16 protein-coding genes are annotated in these 17,607 nt (G+C 59.9%); 9 read left to right on the forward strand and 7 right to left on the reverse strand.

The window, feature by feature from the left end; genetic code table 11:
• The first annotated feature begins 123 nt into the window (after positions 1 to 123).
• The 4 genes from QEH57_RS21930 to QEH57_RS21945 all read left to right on the forward strand — a co-directional run bounded on the left by QEH57_RS21930 (position 124) and on the right by QEH57_RS21945 (position 4,392).
• A complete protein-coding gene (locus tag QEH57_RS21930) occupies positions 124 to 687 on the forward strand; it encodes a DUF2062 domain-containing protein (RefSeq protein WP_309008937.1) in 564 nt (187 codons plus the stop codon).
• Positions 688 to 728: 41 nt separating this feature from the next.
• Positions 729 to 2,024, forward strand: coding sequence for a DUF1343 domain-containing protein (locus QEH57_RS21935; protein WP_309008938.1), 1,296 nt, complete (start codon positions 729 to 731; stop codon positions 2,022 to 2,024).
• 126 nt (positions 2,025 to 2,150) lie between these two features.
• Entirely contained in the window at positions 2,151 to 3,194 is a 1,044-nt protein-coding gene (locus QEH57_RS21940; RefSeq protein WP_309008939.1) for a sugar phosphate isomerase/epimerase, read from the forward strand.
• Between the two features lie 40 nt (positions 3,195 to 3,234).
• Complete coding sequence (locus tag QEH57_RS21945) at positions 3,235 to 4,392, forward strand: Gfo/Idh/MocA family oxidoreductase (protein WP_309008940.1); 1,158 nt, start codon at positions 3,235 to 3,237, stop codon at positions 4,390 to 4,392.
• A 105-nt stretch (positions 4,393 to 4,497) separates the two neighbouring features.
• Here the strand turns inward: QEH57_RS21945 and QEH57_RS21950 are convergent, their stop codons facing one another.
• Positions 4,498 to 5,397, reverse strand: coding sequence for a LysR family transcriptional regulator (locus QEH57_RS21950; RefSeq protein ID WP_309008941.1), 900 nt, complete (start codon positions 5,395 to 5,397; stop codon positions 4,498 to 4,500).
• A 93-nt stretch (positions 5,398 to 5,490) separates the two neighbouring features.
• On the opposite strand from QEH57_RS21950, the gene QEH57_RS21955 reads away from it, so the two are divergent.
• Both QEH57_RS21955 and QEH57_RS21960 read left to right on the forward strand, forming a co-directional pair.
• Entirely contained in the window at positions 5,491 to 5,703 is a 213-nt protein-coding gene (locus tag QEH57_RS21955) for a hypothetical protein (RefSeq protein ID WP_309008942.1), read from the forward strand.
• Between the two features lie 501 nt (positions 5,704 to 6,204).
• On the forward strand, positions 6,205 to 6,933 hold the full coding sequence (locus tag QEH57_RS21960; RefSeq protein ID WP_309008943.1) for a putative metalloprotease CJM1_0395 family protein: 729 nt from the start codon (positions 6,205 to 6,207) through the stop codon (positions 6,931 to 6,933).
• 4 nt (positions 6,934 to 6,937) lie between these two features.
• On the opposite strand, the gene QEH57_RS21965 is transcribed toward QEH57_RS21960, so the two are convergent.
• The 4 genes from QEH57_RS21965 to rapA all read right to left on the reverse strand — a co-directional run bounded on the left by QEH57_RS21965 (position 6,938) and on the right by rapA (position 12,086).
• Positions 6,938 to 8,158 carry a hypothetical protein gene (locus QEH57_RS21965; RefSeq protein ID WP_309008944.1) on the reverse strand — a complete coding sequence of 407 codons (1,221 nt, stop codon included), beginning with the start codon at positions 8,156 to 8,158 and terminating at the stop codon, positions 6,938 to 6,940.
• Positions 8,159 to 8,209: 51 nt separating this feature from the next.
• Positions 8,210 to 8,476 carry a hypothetical protein gene (locus tag QEH57_RS21970; protein ID WP_309008945.1) on the reverse strand — a complete coding sequence of 89 codons (267 nt, stop codon included), beginning with the start codon at positions 8,474 to 8,476 and terminating at the stop codon, positions 8,210 to 8,212.
• A gap of 111 nt (positions 8,477 to 8,587) precedes the next feature.
• Positions 8,588 to 9,169, reverse strand: coding sequence for a hypothetical protein (locus QEH57_RS21975; RefSeq protein ID WP_309008946.1), 582 nt, complete (start codon positions 9,167 to 9,169; stop codon positions 8,588 to 8,590).
• A gap of 55 nt (positions 9,170 to 9,224) precedes the next feature.
• Positions 9,225 to 12,086, reverse strand: coding sequence for an RNA polymerase-associated protein RapA (gene rapA / locus QEH57_RS21980; protein WP_309008948.1), 2,862 nt, complete (start codon positions 12,084 to 12,086; stop codon positions 9,225 to 9,227).
• A 227-nt stretch (positions 12,087 to 12,313) separates the two neighbouring features.
• Here rapA and QEH57_RS21985 point away from each other — a divergent pair, with 227 nt between their 5' ends.
• Positions 12,314 to 13,285, forward strand: a complete 972-nt coding sequence (locus tag QEH57_RS21985; protein WP_309008950.1) for a chemotaxis protein CheV — start codon at positions 12,314 to 12,316, stop codon at positions 13,283 to 13,285.
• 16 nt (positions 13,286 to 13,301) lie between these two features.
• On the opposite strand, the gene QEH57_RS21990 is transcribed toward QEH57_RS21985, so the two are convergent.
• Both QEH57_RS21990 and QEH57_RS21995 read right to left on the reverse strand, forming a co-directional pair.
• Entirely contained in the window at positions 13,302 to 14,294 is a 993-nt protein-coding gene (locus tag QEH57_RS21990; RefSeq protein WP_309008951.1) for a hypothetical protein, read from the reverse strand.
• A gap of 116 nt (positions 14,295 to 14,410) precedes the next feature.
• Positions 14,411 to 14,932: a chemotaxis protein CheX gene (locus QEH57_RS21995; RefSeq protein ID WP_309008952.1), complete on the reverse strand. Its 522-nt coding sequence runs from the start codon at positions 14,930 to 14,932 to the stop codon at positions 14,411 to 14,413.
• A 309-nt stretch (positions 14,933 to 15,241) separates the two neighbouring features.
• Here QEH57_RS21995 and QEH57_RS22000 point away from each other — a divergent pair, with 309 nt between their 5' ends.
• Positions 15,242 to 16,102, forward strand: coding sequence for an HDOD domain-containing protein (locus tag QEH57_RS22000; protein WP_309008953.1), 861 nt, complete (start codon positions 15,242 to 15,244; stop codon positions 16,100 to 16,102).
• Positions 16,099 to 17,553 (forward strand): Si-specific NAD(P)(+) transhydrogenase, encoded by a 1,455-nt coding sequence (gene sthA / locus QEH57_RS22005; RefSeq protein ID WP_309008954.1) that lies wholly within the window; start codon positions 16,099 to 16,101, stop codon positions 17,551 to 17,553. Before QEH57_RS22000 ends, sthA begins: the two co-directional genes overlap by 4 nt.
• Positions 17,554 to 17,607 lie beyond the last annotated feature (54 nt).

Below are 17,607 nucleotides of genomic sequence, written 5' to 3' on the forward strand. Positions count from 1 at the left end.
GTCGAGTTAAATAGCCAGCCCACTGGGCGCCTGCGTTTATCGCGCTAAGTTAAATTCAGGCCGACGATCGAGGATTTCCTTGATCGAGCCCCCTCGCTAAAGCATTAACTCCCACCCGAAATGATGAGTACCGTCGAATCCGAGAAACGTCACGATGAAGAGCATCGCTCTCGCGTACACTCTCGCATCCGACGCACAAAGAAATTTCTCCGCCCCCTGCCCCGACGCGCCAACCTGCATCGCTGGCCCGTCATCAAATGGTTCGCCAAGGCCGCCCGCAAGACGCCGCACCTCTGGAAATTCGGCGAGCGCGAAGTCCGCATGGCCATCTACGTCGGCAGCATCATCGCCTTCCTCCCCATCTTCGGAGCCCAGTTCGCGGTCGCCTTCCTCGTAGCCCTCGCCCTGCGCGCCAACCTGCTCGTGATCATGTCCGTGCAGCTCATCACCAACCCCATCACCTTCGCACCCATCTACCTCCTCACGAAAATGTTCGGAGCATGGCTGGTCGACATCTGGGGACTGCCCTCCTTGCACTCCGGTATTTCCAAAGGAGCCTACGAAATGATCATCGGCGGACTGGTCGTCGGCGTCATCTTCGGATTCATCCTCGACCTCATCTTCCGCTTCTTCGTATTCAGACGCCTAAATAAGAGCGTAAACGTTAAGCGGATGCTGAAAAGTTAGGTTTGCCCAAACCGCAACGGCGCTCCAATTTCGCCAACTTCATGCGGAGCGAACCAACGAACAAACGGGGAGCCGCGCCTCTCCCCCATGCCCTACTCGCCGTGCTGGCCCTCTTCTGCCTGCATTTCGCAGCCTCGGCACAGCATATCCAACATTCCAATACTAGCGGCAAAACGCAGCTCGGAATCGACGTCCTGGAAGCGAACCGCTTCGCCGAACTGAAGGGCAAACGAGTCGGACTGCTCACCCATCCCGCCGGCGTGAACCAAAACGGGATCAGCACCATCCACGTCCTGCACTCCGCTCGATCCGTCAACCTCACCACCCTCTTCGGCCCCGAGCACGGCATCTACGGCAACGAAAAGGCCGACGTCCCCGTCCTGGACAAAGTCGATTCCCGCACCGGCCTGCCCGTCTACTCGCTCTACGGCAAGTACCGCAAGCCCACCCCGGAGATGCTGGCCAACATCGACACCCTCGTCATCGACCTGCAAGACGTCGGCACCCGCAGCTACACCTTCGTCAGCTGCATGAAGCTCGCCCTCGAAGCCTGCTTCCAAAACGGCAAGGAAGTCATCGTGCTCGACCGCCCCAACCCGCTCGGAGGACTCAAGGTCGACGGCCCCCCCCTCGAAGCCCAGTGGCAAAGCTACGTCGGCGCCTTCCAGGTCCCCTACGTCCACGGCCTCACCATCGGCGAACTCGCCCGCATGGCCGTATCCAAGCCAGGGATACTCAACATCACCGACGCCGAACGGCAGTCCGGCATCCTCAAAGTCGTCACCATGGAGAACTGGAACCGCTACATGAGCTGGCCGCAAACCGGACTCAAATGGGTGCCCACCTCCCCCTACATTCCCGACTTCGAATCCGTCGTCGGCTACCCCATGACCGGGCTCGGCGCCCAGCTCGGCGGCTTCAAGCACGGCATCGGCTCCGAGTACCCCTTCCGCTGCCTGCGCTACGAAGGCGTCGACATCGACCAGCTGCTCGCCGAACTGGAAGCCTGCCACATCCCGGGAATCGCCTTCGTCAAAAGGAAGACCAACCAAGGCACCGGCCTCTACGTCCGCGTTACCGATTGGCAAAAGTGGCGACCCACCGAGCTCAGCTTCTACATGATGCAGCTCACCGCTAAGCTCGAAGGCAGCAACCCCTTCGCCGCCGCCACCGAATCCCAAGCCAGCCTCTTCAACAAGCACACCGGCTCCACCAGCTGGTGGAACGAACTCGTCGCCAAAGGCGCCCGAGCCAACGTCAACGGATACATCACCCTCTGGCAACGCCAAGCCAAGCAATTCCAGATCGAAAGCCGACGCTACTGGCTCTACGACTAGTCGATCTGCTAGGTGACATGTATCCGCTTTTCGGATAAGCTCCGCCGCGCCGCCCGCAAAAGGCGCCCCCTTTCCTTACTCCAAATCTAGAACCCAAAACCAATCACCCAAAAAACGAATCAAGAGATGCCAAGACCCGTCACACTCTTCACCGGCCAATGGGCCGACCTCTCACTCGCGGAACTCGCTCCGCTCGCCAAGCAAATGGGCTACGACGGCCTCGAGCTCGCCTGCTGGGGAGACCACTTCGACGTCGCCCAAGCCGCCAAGAGCAAAAAGTACTGCCAAGACAAGTGGGCCCTGCTCGAAGAGCACGGACTCACCTGCTACTCCATCTCCAACCACCTCGTCGGCCAAGCCGTCTGCGACAATATCGACGAACGCCACAAGGCCATCCTCTCCCCTGAAATCTGGGGCGACGGAGAACCCGAAGGCGTACGCAAGCGCGCCGCCAAGGAAATGATCCGCACCGCCAAGGCCGCCCGCAAGTTCTTCGACTGCAAGCCAGGCCGCGGCAAGACCGACGACTTCCCCGTCTGCGTCAACGGCTTCACCGGATCCTCCATCTGGCACGCCCTCTACGCCTTCCCGCCCACGGACCAAGCCTTCCTCGACAAAGGCTACGACGACTTCGCCAAGCGCTGGATTCCCATCCTCAACGCCTTCGACAAGGTAAACGTAAACTTCGGCCTCGAAGTCCACCCCACCGAAATTGCCTTCGACACCGCCTCCGCCCGCCGCGCCATCAAGGCCGTCAAGGGACACAAGCGCTTCGGCTTCAACTACGATCCCTCCCACCTCGGCTACCAAGGCGTCGACTACGTTCGCTTCATCCGCGAATTCTCCGACCGCATCTACCACGTCCACATGAAGGACGTCTGGTGGGGACACGGCGACGGCTCCGTAGGCGTCTTCGGCGGGCATACCAATTTCGGCGACCCCAAACGCTACTGGGACTTCCGCTCCCTCGGCCACGGCGACATCAACTTCGAGGAAATCATCGTCGCCCTCAATGACATCGGCTACCAAGGCCCCCTCTCCGTGGAATGGGAAGACATCCGCATGGACCGCGTGCACGGCGGATCGGAAGCCTCCGACTTCGTTCGCGCCGTCGACTTCCCACCCAGCAACGTCGCCTTCGACGCTGCCTTCGACAAGGAGAAGCAGTAAGCCCCAACCCAGCAGCTAGAACCCAACACCCAATTTTGTAATGAAAAGAAAACTACGCATGGGAATGGTAGGAGGCGGACAAGGAGCCTTTATCGGAGCCGTCCACCGCGCCGCCGCCAACCTCGACGGACAAATCGAACTCGTAGCCGGAGCATTCTCCTCCGACCCGAAACGCTCCAAGGATTCCGGCAAGGAACTCTACGTCGCGCCCGACCGCTGCTACTCCAGCTACCAGGAGATGGCTAAGGCCGAAGCCGCCCTACCCGCCGACCAACGGATCGATTTCGTATCCATCGTCACCCCTAACCACACGCACTTCGACGTATCCAAGACCTTCCTACAAGCAGGCTTCAACGTCATCTGCGACAAGCCCGCCACCTTCGATCTCGCCGAAGCTAAAAAGCTCCGCACCATCGTGAAGAAGTCCGGCAAGGTCTACGCCCTCACCCACAACTACACCGGATACCCCATGGTCAAGGAAGCCCGCGACATGGTATCCAAGGGCAAGATCGGCAAGGTCCTCAAGATCGTAGCCGAGTACCCGCAAGGCTGGTTGCTCTCCGCCCTCGAAAAAGAAGACCAAAAGCAAGCCGCCTGGCGCACCGACCCGAAACGGGCCGGAGCCTCATGCTGTATCGGAGATATCGGTACGCACGCCGAAAACCTAGCCCGCTACATCACCGGGCTCAAGATTACCGAGCTCTGCGCCGACTTCACCACCTTCGTTCCCGGCCGCCTCCTGGAAGACGACGGAAACATGCTCGTCCACTACGACAACGGAGCTCGCGGCGTCCTCTACGCCTCACAGATCTCCGCCGGTGAAGAGAACAACCTGAACATTCGCATCTACGGCGAGAAAGCCTCCCTCGAGTGGTTCCAGGAGCATCCCAACGAGCTCATCGTCAAATACAACGACAAGCCACGCCAAATCCTGCGCCGCGGCAACGCCTACCTAAGCAAGGCCGCCCAGGAAGCCAGCCGCATCCCAGCCGGCCACCAGGAAGCCTTCCTCGAGGCCTTCGCTAACATCTACCGAGCCGCCGCCAAGGCCATCGATTGCGAAGTCCACGGCAGGAAGCTCCCCAAGAACCTAGACTTCCCCACCATCGAGGACGGAGTCGAAGGCATGGCCTTCATCGAAACCGCCGTAAAGTCCGCCAAGGCCAAGGCCAAGTGGACCAAGTTCGTCAAAGCCTAGAAAAGCGGACGAACCTAAAAAATACTTTCAAAGGACGCCTCCCGCAGGCGTCCTTTTTTTCGTAGCGCTGAGCCTTAGCCAGCCGCCGCGACGCCCAACAGCCCCTTACTTCGCATCGATCGAATACGCCACCTCGCGTATCAGGTCTACGAATACGCGAGCCCCCGGCGACAAGTAGCGACGCGAGTGGGTCAAAGCGAACAGCAAGCGCGTCATCCGCTCCGACACCAAGGAACGGTAGACGATATCGAACGGCAAGTGCTCCTCCTTCGCCATAGCCGGCAAGATCGCCACCCCCATGCCGAGGTTCACCATCTCCTTAACCGAACGCACCTGGGAGCAAAGCCCCACCACCTTGGGCTGGATGTTCATGCGATCGAAGAAATCGAAAACCTTGTCACCCAAAGTCGCCGACTCTCCCAACATCACCAAAGGCTCGTCCTTAAAGTCGTCGATCGAAACCTTCGACTCCTGAGTCGCCAAGCGGTGATGCTTCGAAACCGCCAGCACCAAGTCCTCCCTCAAGATCGGCTCCGCGTCGATCGTCGGCGTATCGCCCGTATAGGACGAGATGGCGACCTCGATCTGCCCGCTCGAAACGTCGTCGATCAAACGCCGTCGCAAGCTCTCCTGCACGTGCACCTCCAAGTTCGGATAGCGCTCCCGGCACATGCGGATGATCGGCGGAATAAAGTACGGCGTCACCGAAGGCGTGACCCCCACCTTCACCACTCCGGATATGTCCTCCTCGTTCTCCTTGATCTGACGCTCGGCGTTCTCCACCTCCATCAAGATGTTGCGGGCCCGCTTCTCCAAAAACTCGCCCGCCCGCGTCAACTCAGCCCGACGGCCCAGGCGATTGAAGAGCTTCTGCCCCAGCTCGCCCTCCAGCTTGATGATTTGCGCGCTCAATGAAGGCTGCGACACAAAGCATTTCTCCGCCGCCCGCGTGAAGTTTCCCTCCTCCGCCACCGCCAAAAAGTACCTGAGCTGATGTAGTTCCATAGTCGAATCCTATGGATTGCATAATTTATTAGTATTTCAACTTATAAATGAAATCCGATATAGTACCCACGCTGGCAACACCAGCATCCAACAATGAACACACACTACACCAGACACATAATCGTAGCATCCTTGATCGCCTTCGTAGCCGGTCTCGGAATTCTGAACCTCTACACCGGTTCGGAAATGCTTACAGCGAGTACTGCGGTCATCGTAGCACTCGGATTCCTAGGAGCGCTCGAGCTGCGCCGGGGGACTGGCTCCCGTTTGAAACCACGCCAGGTGAAGAAACGCTCGCACGCTTAAATAGCCGATCTCGAATTAAAGAAAACGATAGGGACCAACATCCCGACTAAAACCAAAGCCCTCAGCTTCACCGCTGGGGGTTTTGCAATTTCCAGGTTCCGTCTCCCCCAAGCCCCCATCCCCTCCCCCCCAGAAAGCAAGCCCTCACCCGAAGCGCTTTACATAACAACGTTGTTGGAAAAAGCGCACGCCTCCCGAGCTCACGCCTCCTAGTCGCCCCAGCCGCCCTCCCGACTGCGCAGTTTTCGTATCAACGTTGATGACAAAAGCGCGCGCTTCTCGATCCTTGCATTTCCTTATTTTTTCTCGCCTTGCCTTTCCTGCCTCCCCCGTGGGCGTGTTTATTCAAGGCAGCGGGCCTGCCTCGCGCCCACGGAGCGGACGCCCCACTTCGCTGCAGCCAAGACCGAAACTCTCGAGTCGAAACCGGCGCTGAGCTAAAAATCCCATCGTTCGAGCCGATTACTCACTCAAGGCCATGCGCCTTGCGAAATTTCATCGATGATCGCCTCAGTCAGCAGCGCCAGCTTCGCCTCCTACGGCAGGTCGAGTCACTCCCAAGGTGACCGCTCTTCCGACGCGTTCCGCGCCCCTGACGAAGAGCTCGACCCGAAAGACGCTCTCAGAAACGCCAAGCAGAAGAAGACAGAAAAGGAAACGGCCGCCAATCCGCAGCAGCTCGACGAGGCGGAAAAGAAGCAGGTCGAGGACCTCAAAAAGCGGGACGCCGAAGTCCGCGCCCACGAGCAGGCCCACATGGCCGCTGCCGGCAGCCTCGCTCAAGGCGGCCCCAACTACGTTTTCCAAATCGGTCCCGACGGACGCCAATACGCCATCGGCGGGAGCGTCAAGATAGACACCTCCCCCGGCAATACGCCCGAGGAAACCGCTCGCAAGGCCCAACAAATTCGAGCCGCCGCCCTCGCCCCAACCGATCCCTCCGGCCAAGACCTCAAGGTGGCCGCAGCCGCCGCGAGCATGGAAGTGGAAGCTGCCAGCAAGGAAGCCGGAAAAACGGAAAAGGACTCCCCTAAATTTGGCCGAAGTTCCGACAGCGACACCGACGGACCGCGCGGCGAGATCACTTCCTCCCGCCAAGTCTTCTCCGCCTCGCACAGCGACAGCGAGCAAGGCGAAACCGGCGACGGCGACTCGCGCCCCCGCCCCAACGCCTACCAGATCCAAGCCGCCCAACGCTACCGCAGCCAACAAGCTCCGGCAGGATTCTAGCCGCCTAGATCAGGGCCTGCTTCTTCAGCCCCGAACGGAAAGCGCCTCGATACATCCAGTGGTTGATCAATGCCATCAGCGGCACCGCGACGGCGCCGGCCACGGGAACCAGCTGCAGTAGCGCCAAAACCAGCAGGAGCAGACGAACCAACCACTTGGTCACGAAGCCCTTGCTCCACGGAAGGTAGCGACGGTAGGGAGCCACCAGCTGGATGCGGTAATAAATAACACCTGCGATCAGTCCGAGCAAAGGCACCAGGCCCAAAGCCGCCGAAACGATCAAAACCTTCGGCAAGCGAGCGTCCACCGTCTTGAAATACTGCTCGTTGACCGCCTTGTCGCCAAAGATGGCCACCCCATCCTCCTTGCAGACGATGTCGGCTCCACGCCCCTTCACCTTTTCACCCGACTTGGGCGAACGCTTCAGCTCGATCAGGCGCACCTTCTGGGCCGTCGGGTCGCTTTGCTTCTCTTCCAGCATCCCTCCCAGACAGCCGAGGGCCACCGGATTTTCGTTCGGAGTATCGCAGTTCAAGCAGGCCGTGGCGAAGCAGTGGATTTTCGTCTGGCACTTCGGGCACTCGATGCGAGCGGCCTCCATCTTGCCCTCGTGACGCTTGCGAATCAGGTAGAGGACTCCAAAAACGACCCCGTTGAGCAGCACCACCGCAGCCGGAATCGCCAACAGCACCCAGACCCCGAAGGTCGCCCAGATCTCCTCGCACCAGCTGATGAACTTTCGCATCCCCAGCGAATCGTCCTCGTCCGCCTCGCTCAAAATGCCCACCACCCCGTTGCGCGTCATGGTGAGGAAAAACGTCAAACCGCCGGAAATGGCAGCCGGGATGGAATCCCAGAATCCTGCCTGGGAAACCAAGTCGCCCACCACTTCCGCGTCAGCGGCGCTGAGCAACCCATAGCTGGTCGCCGCCGAAAGTCCCGTCTTCGCGTACACCAAGCCCTCGTCCAGCAGCTCCCGAATCTCTGGCGAACGTTCCGCCAGCATTTCCGCCAGCGCCAGTGCCCCCAGGCTCCAAACGACGGCCGGATGGGTGAACCAAGTCGGCGCGTCCGACATCTTCTGCACGAACTCGATTTTGCCCAACCAAGGCACCAAGTGCCCGTACTTCATGGCAAAGGCGGCGGCAAAGGCGGGAAGGAAGGCGCGGGAGGCGAAAAATCCGGAAAGACCGGTAGCGTAGAGCAGGCTATTGATAAATTCCATCGAGGCCGAAGCTGCCCGCTTCCTCAGCTTTTGCCAATGCGAATCTGATCGCTAAGCCTTGGCAGACAAGAGGCTGCCCACAGTGGCCTCCCCCATGAGCGCGCCCTGCTGATTGTAGCCGCGACGGTGGTCCACCATGCGATTCAGCTTGGCCCGAGCCACCTTGAGCAAGGTGTCCTGCGAGATGTTTACCGACTGCCGACTGCGCGAACGCTCCTCCGGCGACTCGTAAGCGCTGCGCCCACGCGAATCCCGAGCGAAACTCTCGTCCCGCCCATAGGCAACTCGGTTCACAGGTATAGCGCTATCAAAAGACATCTACCTATTGTTTTAGCGCATTGGCCTAACAAAACAATAGAGTATAGCGCTCAATTTACTAAGTTTTCTTAGGTTCTAGCCGCTAAGGTCGCCAAAACCTAAATATAAACCCTAGGCTTTCGAGCAAATCTCTCGCAGGCGCTTGGCGATGGCGTTGGCGTTGAAGTCGCTGCCTCGGCCGTCGAAATGGATCCCGTCCGGACGCGTGGAGTCCGCTCGCGAGGCCGCTTTCACGATTCCGTAGAGATCGACCACCGCAACTCCCAACATGCGAGCCACCGCTTTCGCCTCTTCATTATAGAGCGAGATCGTCTCGTTGTCGTAGCCAAACTCATCCTCTCCCTGCACATGGCGAGCGTCGACCGGAGGCATCGTCACCCAAACCGGAGTCGAAGTGGTCTGCTCGAGCACGATCTTCAGGATGCAACGCACGTTGCGGGCAAACGTGGTCAATGGAACCAGGCGCTCGTTCTCGCCAAAGCAAATCTTGCGAGTATCCAGGATTCCCGAGGCGAAAACCGCCATCTCCGGCTGGCGCGGCAGCACCCAATCCTTCACGCCCAACAAATGGTCCACGGAAGTCCCCACGACCTTGGGAGCGAGCCAGAGCTCGGCCTCCGCCTTCAGAAGTGCGGCCAACACCGGACAATAGTCCGAGCAAACCTCGTCGCCTAACATCACAATTCGTTTCATGACCTATCGGATTGAAGAAAAAAAGCTAGCGCGGCAGCGGCCCGCTAGCAACTCATCAGCTTGGCTGAAGCCCATCGACTTCGCCCTCCACCACCAAACGCAGCGAATCCAAGCGCAAGCGGGCCTCGTCGATCGCTTCCCGCACGCCCGCAAGCTCGGCCTTGGCGATCGCGATCTCCTCCTCGCTCACGTTGTCGTTGATCTTTTGCAAGTCCTCCAAGCGCTCGATCTCCGACTCCAAGATCTTCTTGGCCTTCGACTTGGCAGCCGTCTTCAGGCTCTTGGCTCGCTTGTTGGCGATCTCCTCGGCGCCGCCGATCATCGCCTCCAAAAACTCGCGGTTGAAACCGGGACGCTCCAGAAAACGGTTTACGTCGCCCGGCTCCAGATTCTCCTCGGCCCATTCCAGCGGCCGCTCCTCGGTCAAGTCGTTGCCGCGAATATCCACCACCACGCGAATCGGCGTGGGCGACAGGAACCGGTCCACGTGCAAATGCGAAAGCGCCACCGTTTCTACGACGAAGACAACTTCCACGCTCAAGCCCGGCTCATCGCTTTCGTGTAACGAAAAAGCCGATACGCCCTTCTCGGAATTCACCAGCAAGTCGATCGAATCGCCCACCAAGGAATGGTCCGGAGTGATGAAGGTCATGTCCTCGCGCGTGATCGCTCGCTGACGCTCGAAGGTCGCCAAGGCTCCCTCCGCCGGAAGCGAGGGGAAGGACTCCACGTAAGCATGCGAAGGATCGAGGATCACGTCCCCGTCTTCCTGCTCGTCAACGCGAACGCCGTAGAAATCCAGCAAGTCGTACAAGAAGGCCTTCAGCTTCGAATCATGCTCCGCCGCCCGAACCTTTTTCACCACATCGTCCGCGACTGCCGCGTCGAAAGAATTCAGCTCCAGCAAGCGGTCGCGCCCTTTCGCCAAACGAGCCGAAATTTCCTCCCGAAAAACCTGCGTCTCTTCGATAAACGCTTCCAGCTTGTCGCGATTCGCCTTCTTGCTCTCTCCGTATTCAATAGCCAACGACACCAGAGCTTCGCCAAATTTTGCCAGGTACTCGTTTCCGCCGTGCACGCAGCTCTCGAAGCCATCAAGCCCCTGGTGACACCACTCCGCAATACACTCCTGCGGCGAGCCGACCACATACGGCACGTGAATCTGAATCGTACTTGTTTGTCCAATACGGTCGAGACGCCCGATGCGTTGTTCCAAAAGCCCGGGATTGATCGGCAAGTCGAAAAGCACCAGGTGATGGGCGAACTGGAAGTTGCGCCCTTCGCTCCCGATCTCGGAACAGATGAGCAACTGAGCTCCGTCCTCCTCCGCGAACCAAGCCGCATTGCGGTCGCGCTGCACCAACTGCAGCTCCTCGTGAAACAGGCCAACGTTGATATTGAGCACCTCCTTCAAGGCCGCATCGAGCGCGATCGCCTTCTGGCGGGACTTGCAGATCAACAGCGTCTTCGCCCCCTTGCGCGCCTTCAGGAAGGAGACGAGCCACTCCAAACGCGGGTCCCCCTTGAAGTTGTAGCGAATGTCCGACTCGCTGTTGGAAGTCTCCGCTTGCAGCTCCCGCACCAGCTTCGCCAGCAAGACCTTGTCTCCTCCGCTCTTGAGCGGCGCCGGACAATACATGCGCTTGGGAAAGCCTTTCATATTGGCCCGCGTGTTTCGGAAGACCACCCGCCCCGTGCCGTGCTCGTCCAGCAGCGCCTTCAGCAAAGACTCCCGAGCGCCCTTCTTCTTGGCGGCCAAATCCTTGAGACGCTTCTTCAACCCCTCCCGGTCGCGATGGAAAATCTCCTGCAGAGCCGCTTCGTCGGCAGCGTCCAAAGCTTCCTGATCGATGATCTTCCCAGCAATCTCCGCCACGCGTCCGAAGTCGGCAACCTCCTCCTGGAATGTATCCAAATCCGAATACCGATCCGGATCCAGCAAACGCAAGCGGGCGAAGTGGCCCGCCAGCCCGAGCTGGGTTGGCGTAGCCGTCAAAAGCAGCAGCCCCGGGCTCTTCTGCCCGAGCGCTTCCACCAACTGGTACTCCTTGCTCGCTTCCTCGGGCGACCACTCGAGGTGGTGAGCCTCGTCCACGATCACGATATCCCAGCCAGCGTCTATCGCCTGGGCGCTGCGCACTTCGCTATGGGCCAAGTAATCCACGCTGCAAAGCACCAGCTGTTCGTCGAGGAAGGGATTCTCGCCGCCGTTGCTGGCCTCTAGGGCGCGGCAACGGGCTTCGTCGAAAATGCCGAACCAGAGCCCGAAGCGGCGCAGCAACTCCACGAACCACTGGTGCACCAACGCTTCAGGCACCAAGATCAACGCCCGCTGGGCTCGGCCCACCGCTCGCAGGCGCTGCAGGATCAAGCAGGCTTCGATCGTCTTGCCCAAGCCGACCTCGTCCGAAAGCAGGACTCGCGGCAACTGGCGGGAGGAAACTTCCTTCAATATATAGTACTGGTGCGGGATCAGGTCCAAACGGCCGCCGAAAAATCCCCTCAGCTCGGAGCTGCGCAGCTCGTTCTGCAACTGCAAGGCCCGCTGTCGAAGGTCGAAGACCTCGTTGTCGTCCACCTGCCCCGCCATCAAGCGATCCTGCGGATGGTTGAAGCTTCCCGCCGCTACCAGCTCGTCCTCGCAAATCGACTGCCCCCCGCCCTTGTAGGTCACCAAGCCATCCGCATCTTCCAGAGCTTCCACCGTGAAGGAAACGCCCGACTTGGAATTCACCCGCTCGCCTTCGCGAAAAAGCACGCGCTTGAGGACGGACGCGCCTGCGGCGTAGATGCGGCGTTCGCCCGATGCCGGAAAGCCCAAGGTGACGCGAAAACCGTCCACTTCCTCCACAATTCCCAAACCGAGCTCCGGCTCCGGTTCGCTCACAAATCGTTGACCTACTACGTACTTGTTCATTCGGCGGGGTAGCTTGCGTGAAACATCCGAAAAATCTATGCGAAATCCCACAACTTGCGAATTCTTCGCGAGGCCATCCCGAGAATTACGCGCCGCCCACAGGGACATAACCCTAGAATCTCGATTTTCTCCCTTAAAAAAAACGGCTCCCAGCCGATGAAAACAAAGGCGGACTCCCTCCCGGCTCCGCTCCGCATTCCCCACCCCACCCAGAACGCTCGCTCCCCATGGCAACACTCAACAGCTCACGCGACTCGATCCTGCTCGAGTCTGGCACCAACGAAGTCGAATTCATAGAATTCTTCCTCGGTTCAGTCAGCTACGGAATCAACGTTTCCAAGGTCCAGAGGGTGCTCGCCCGAGCGGGAGTGGAAATCACCGGAGTCGCCCAAGCCCCCTACGGCGCCATTGGCATGATCCATATCCAAGAGCAGCCCATCATGCTCATGGACCTGAAGATGTCGCTCGGCATCCCCTTCGACCCCGAGTCCATCGACCACGAGCGCCAGCTCATCCTCGTCACCACCTTCAACAAGCAAACCACCGCCTTCCTCATCGACGGCATCTCCAAGATCCACCGCACCTCCTGGGAAAACTTCGAGCCGCTCAACGAAAAGGTCACCAGCGAAGGGGCCGGCGGCTACTCCACCGGTACCGTCACCTTCGACGACAACATCATCGTCATCCTCGACCTCGAGCGCCTCATGCTCGCCCTCTTCCCCTCCTCCCACGGAAACATCGGCGTGCTCGAGTCCGTGGAATCCCGCCCGGAACGCGCCGCCGTGCGCATCCTCTACGCCGAAGATTCCAAGATGGTCCGCGGCATCACCGAAGACATTCTCAACAGCTCCGGCTACGTCCAAGTCGACTCCTTCGAGAACGGCGAGGACGCCTACAATTTCCTCCAGAAACGCATCCGCGAAGGCGACTTCGACGGCCTCGGCCCCTACGACCTCGTCCTCACCGACATCGAAATGCCAAAGATGGACGGGCTCACCCTCTGCCGTCGCGTCAAAACCGAAGCCTGCTCCGAGACCCCGCCGAAAGTCGTGGTCTACTCTTCGCTCATCAACAAGGAGATGGCCCTCAAGTGCATTTCCGTAGGAGCCGACGCCCAACTGGCCAAACCCGACGTTCGCGAAATCGTGGACCTGATCGACTCGCTCTGCCTCGAGGCTCCCGCGAACCTGGAAGCCTAGCCGGCCGCCGCGCCGCTCAAACCCGCGCTGCGCCGACCACCTTGCGGGAGGCGTAGTCCCAAAAGACTCCCGACTCCGCGTCGACCTTGAATCCCCCCAGCCAACGCTCGGGAAAGGAACCGCCCAAATAGTTTCCCCGCCCCTCGAGCAAGGCTTCGCCACGCTCCGTCAAGACGAGCTCCTGGGCATCGAAGGCCTCGAAGGCCAAATCGCGCGGCGGACACAGGAACGGCTTGCCAGAAGCCGTCTTCAAAAGCGGATCGCTGCCCGAGCATAGTCCGTCCACCAAGGCCCAAAATTCCCAATCGATGCGAAACGGCGGCGCTTCCGTCGCTTGGACCGCCGCGAAAAGCGACCGCGGCGCCCGTACGCCCAAACGCACCGCGTCCAAAGTCTGCGCCTGGCTGATCGAAAGCCCGTTCTCCTGGCTGGGCAACTCCTGCAGCCAACGAGCCAGTCCCGCCGCCAAGGATTCCAGCCCCTCGATCGACGCTCGCTCGAGCGCCGCCTCCACCGCGAAAGGATCCGGACCGGATACCGCGTCCCACGCGATCGCGTAGATGGCGTGCACTCCCGCCGGGATCGTCTCCGCGACCTTGGCGATTTCCAGCAAAGCTCCGTCACCAAAAACAGAAAGCGGCCCGTCGACCTGCATCAGCTTCGCCTTGGCCTGCTCCAAGATCGGCCGTTCGCTCAACCAACCCAAGATCTGGGCCAACTGCAGCTGGTCGGTCAGGCTCCCTCCAAACAGCAGGCAAACGTCCTCGCCCGATTCGAAGGCGGATGTCAGCTCCATGTTGCGGAGCTTGAAGTCCTCCTCGACGATATTGTCCTCGTCCCAATGGGCCGCCGCGTAGGCGAAGGAGCGAGCGTTGGCGAAAGCTTCCAAATCGTTGCCGGCAAGCAAGCGCCCGAAAGCGAGCGGGTCCTGCCACGCTGTCGCCTTCACTCGGTCGTCCGCCCTTTCCAGAGCGTTCACCGTCGCTACTTCATTTGTAAAAATCCGCATCGGTCTGGCAATAGGTGTGCCGAATCCCCCTCTTCGTCAAATCCGATTTCCAGTCTGCAGGACTGCAAACCGCGCTCGCGAACCCACGATTGCCGCCCCGCGATGGCGCTCCCTCCCTACTCGCAGCAAAAATCGATCATCAACTGGCTGCCAAACCCCTCGAAAGTATACTGGCTGCGAAAGCACATGGCCGCGGTATCGACCTTCATGCGCCTGTTCTTCAAGACCTTCGGAGTGGTCAGGGCCAAATTCGGATACCACTTGGTAAGCCCGCCTTTGACCAGCCCTACCATCATGTTTCCAAGTTCCCCTAGCGTATCTTGCAGGGCCTCTTCGCTATCCCCTTCCAGCCAGTCGAGACTGGGCAGGTCAAAGAGCTTCAAAGCGAAACGCTCCGCCGCCGCCTTGGGCAGCACCAGCATCACCTTGCCGGAAGCATCGCCGACCCAACTTACCACGATCGCGTACAGTCCGTCCGCAATCGGCAGGCTCGTGAGCAGGTCGCCCTCGGGGTTCTCGATCAGGCAAGATCGCTCCTTCCAGGTAACGTCCTCGCCTACCATGGAGTCGAATACGGTCACCACCGCTTCCCTAGCTAAATTGTCCAGTCGTTCCGTCGGTATGTTTTCGGTAGGCATGCTTTGATTCATTCGTTGGGGTACTTTGCTAGGCGGATTCGGACAAAATCAGCGGATAAACTCTAATCGGCACCCGCAGCCGCTTCTGAACAGCTCCCCGCATATGCTGCGTAAAAACCCTCAAAACCACCAAAAAGACCCGGGAGCTTGGAATTTCCACCCCAGATAAAAACCGCGCTCTCCATGGAGGGAGAAAGAGGATTTTACTTAATGACGGCCTTAGTTGCGCCGAAGAGAAAGAGAGGTGTAATAATCGGAGGCACGAACACCCGAAAGCTCCTGATACCACCTAAAGCAGCAACTCCTCAAATGCCGGACCAGCCAGATACAACCACTCCCGTACAGACCGTGGCCAACGCCATCGTCCAAGGAATCAAGGCAGGAAAGCTCGAGCTTCCCGTCATGCCCGCCGTTGCCGGCAAGATCCTCTCCCTGACCAACGACCCAAACGCCGACATGGCGGAGCTCTCCAAGCTCATCCACGGAGACCAGTCCATCGCGTCCCAAACCCTGCGCATCGCCAACTCCGCAGGCTACGCCAGCGGCGAACCCATCGTTTCCCTCCAGCAAGCCGTCACTCGACTCGGCATGAAGCTCCTCGGCGAAATCGCCATCGCCGTCTCCATCCAAAGCGACATCTTCAAAGCCCCCGGCTTCGAGAAGCAAATCAAGAGCCTCCTGCGGCACGCCCTCGCCGCCGGCGCCTACGGCCGCGAGATCGCCCGCAAGCGCCGCCGCAACGTCGAAGGCCAATTCCTCTGCGGACTCCTCCACTCCGTGGGCCGACCGATCGCCCTGCAATTGGTGGCCAAAGTGCAAGACCGCCTCGGCATCAAACTCGAAGACGAGGAGCTCAAGCAGATCGTGGCAGGCCTCAGCCCTAAGGTCGCCACCAAGGTCGCCATCGACTGGAAGCTGCCCAAGCAGCTGCAAATCACAACCGTCTACTACCAGAACTACGCCGCCGCCCCCGCCTTCAAGGACGAGTGCGCCGCTACCTACCTTTCCCAACGCTTCGCCAACTGGATCGTCAATCCCATGGGTACCAACATCATCGAGCTGGGACGCGACCCCGTCGTCGAATTCCTCAACTTCTACCAAGACGACTTCCAGGAACTCCTCACTAAGAAAGACGACGTCAAAGCGGTCGTCTCCGCCATGGAACTATGACCCCCGACGAAACCTTCGACCTCATCGTAATCGGCTCCGGCCCCGGCGGACAAAAAGCCGCCGACCAAGCCGCCAAGTCCGGCCTCAGCGTGGCTATCGTCGAGCGGGAACGCGCCGTCGGCGGCACCTGCGTGCACCTCGGCACCATCCCCAGCAAGACCCTCCGCGAAGCCGCCCTCACCATCACCACCCTGAAGCGAAACGCCGACGTCTTCGACTTCAAGCTCAAGGACGACATGGAAGTCTCGACCTTGATGAAGCGACTCGACTCCGTCCTGCAGTCATACACCTCCTTCATCTCCAGCCATATCGGCACCAGCGGCGGCAAGGTCTTCCTCGGCAGAGCCAGCTTCGTCGACGCCCACACCATCCTCGTCACCTCGGTCAAGGGAACCAGAACCGTGCTCGGGGCCAAAAACGTGGTCATCGCCTCCGGCTCCCGTCCCCGCACCCCTCCGGAAATCCCCGTCGACCACGAGCACATCCTCGATAGCGACTCCATCCTCAGCATGATCTACCTCCCCCGCTCGCTCACCGTGATCGGAGCCGGAGTCATCGCCTCGGAATACGCATCCATCTTTTCCCTGCTCGGCGTCAAGGTTACCATGATCGACCGCACCCCGCGGCCCCTCATGTTCATGGAACCGGAGCTCACCACCAAATTCCTCGACAACTTCACCCGCAACGGCGGCACCTACATCGGCAACGTCAAAGCCAAGAGCGTCGAATGGAACGGCCTGCAAGTACGCACCGTGCTCGACAATGGCGAAGAGCTGCTCAGCGACAAGATGCTCGTCGCCCAAGGCCGCCTCGCGAACGTCGAACCCCTCAATCTCGAGGCCGTCAAGCTCGCCCAAGGCCGCAACAACGTCATCTCCGTCGACGAAAACTACCAGACCTCCGTACCCAACATCTACGCCGTAGGCGACGTCATCGGACCGCCCTCCCTCGCCTCCGTATCCATGGAGCAAGGACGCCGCGCCATCCGCCACATCCTCGGCAAGGATGCCCACCAAGCCATCGAGCTCGTCCCCATCGGCATCTACTCCGTCCCGGAACTCTCATCGGTCGGCCTCTCCGAAGAGCAGGCCCGCGAGATGTTCGGCGACAATATCGTCATCGGCCGCGCCAACTTCGAAGAAGTCGCCCGCGGCCAGATCGCAGGCATCCAAGACGGCATGCTCAAGATGATCGCCGACCCGCAAGGCAAGAAGCTGCTCGGAGTCCACATCGTCGCCGAAGGCGCCACCGACCTCGTGCACGTCGGAGAGATGGCCATCCTCAACGGCAACGATATCGACATCTTCCTGGAAAACATCCTCAACTTCCCCACCCTCGGGGAAGCCTACCGAATCGCCGCCCTCGACATCGCCGCCAAACGCGCCAAACGCGAGAGCAGGCGCCCCGAGCCGCGCATCCAAAAGCTCATCGACGAAGCCGAGCTCAACTGAGAAACCGGACTGTCGATTTTTTTTACAGTTCGGGCTAATTCCGGATTGTAAACG

Origin of the sequence: Pelagicoccus sp. SDUM812005 (assembly GCF_031127875.1) — a bacterium.
Classification (GTDB): Bacteria; Verrucomicrobiota; Verrucomicrobiia; order Opitutales; family Opitutaceae; genus Pelagicoccus.

What these genes read in the sequence shown, in the direction of transcription:
- QEH57_RS22000 (WP_309008953.1), top strand. Translation starts at nt 15,242, where the DNA reads ATGCCGGACCAGCCAGATACAACCACTCCCGTACAGACCGTGGCCAAC.
- QEH57_RS21985 (WP_309008950.1), top strand. Translation starts at nt 12,314, where the DNA reads ATGGCAACACTCAACAGCTCACGCGACTCGATCCTGCTCGAGTCTGGC.
- QEH57_RS21960 (WP_309008943.1), top strand. Translation starts at nt 6,205, where the DNA reads ATGATCGCCTCAGTCAGCAGCGCCAGCTTCGCCTCCTACGGCAGGTCG.
- QEH57_RS21965 (WP_309008944.1), bottom strand. Translation starts at nt 8,158, where the DNA reads ATGGAATTTATCAATAGCCTGCTCTACGCTACCGGTCTTTCCGGATTT.
- sthA (WP_309008954.1), top strand. Translation starts at nt 16,099, where the DNA reads ATGACCCCCGACGAAACCTTCGACCTCATCGTAATCGGCTCCGGCCCC.
- QEH57_RS21975 (WP_309008946.1), bottom strand. Translation starts at nt 9,169, where the DNA reads ATGAAACGAATTGTGATGTTAGGCGACGAGGTTTGCTCGGACTATTGT.
- QEH57_RS21930 (WP_309008937.1), top strand. Translation starts at nt 124, where the DNA reads ATGAGTACCGTCGAATCCGAGAAACGTCACGATGAAGAGCATCGCTCT.
- QEH57_RS21950 (WP_309008941.1), bottom strand. Translation starts at nt 5,397, where the DNA reads ATGGAACTACATCAGCTCAGGTACTTTTTGGCGGTGGCGGAGGAGGGA.
- QEH57_RS21935 (WP_309008938.1), top strand. Translation starts at nt 729, where the DNA reads ATGCGGAGCGAACCAACGAACAAACGGGGAGCCGCGCCTCTCCCCCAT.
- QEH57_RS21990 (WP_309008951.1), bottom strand. Translation starts at nt 14,294, where the DNA reads ATGCGGATTTTTACAAATGAAGTAGCGACGGTGAACGCTCTGGAAAGG.
- QEH57_RS21995 (WP_309008952.1), bottom strand. Translation starts at nt 14,932, where the DNA reads ATGCCTACCGAAAACATACCGACGGAACGACTGGACAATTTAGCTAGG.
- QEH57_RS21955 (WP_309008942.1), top strand. Translation starts at nt 5,491, where the DNA reads ATGAACACACACTACACCAGACACATAATCGTAGCATCCTTGATCGCC.
- QEH57_RS21940 (WP_309008939.1), top strand. Translation starts at nt 2,151, where the DNA reads ATGCCAAGACCCGTCACACTCTTCACCGGCCAATGGGCCGACCTCTCA.
- QEH57_RS21970 (WP_309008945.1), bottom strand. Translation starts at nt 8,476, where the DNA reads ATGTCTTTTGATAGCGCTATACCTGTGAACCGAGTTGCCTATGGGCGG.
- rapA (WP_309008948.1), bottom strand. Translation starts at nt 12,086, where the DNA reads ATGAACAAGTACGTAGTAGGTCAACGATTTGTGAGCGAACCGGAGCCG.
- QEH57_RS21945 (WP_309008940.1), top strand. Translation starts at nt 3,235, where the DNA reads ATGAAAAGAAAACTACGCATGGGAATGGTAGGAGGCGGACAAGGAGCC.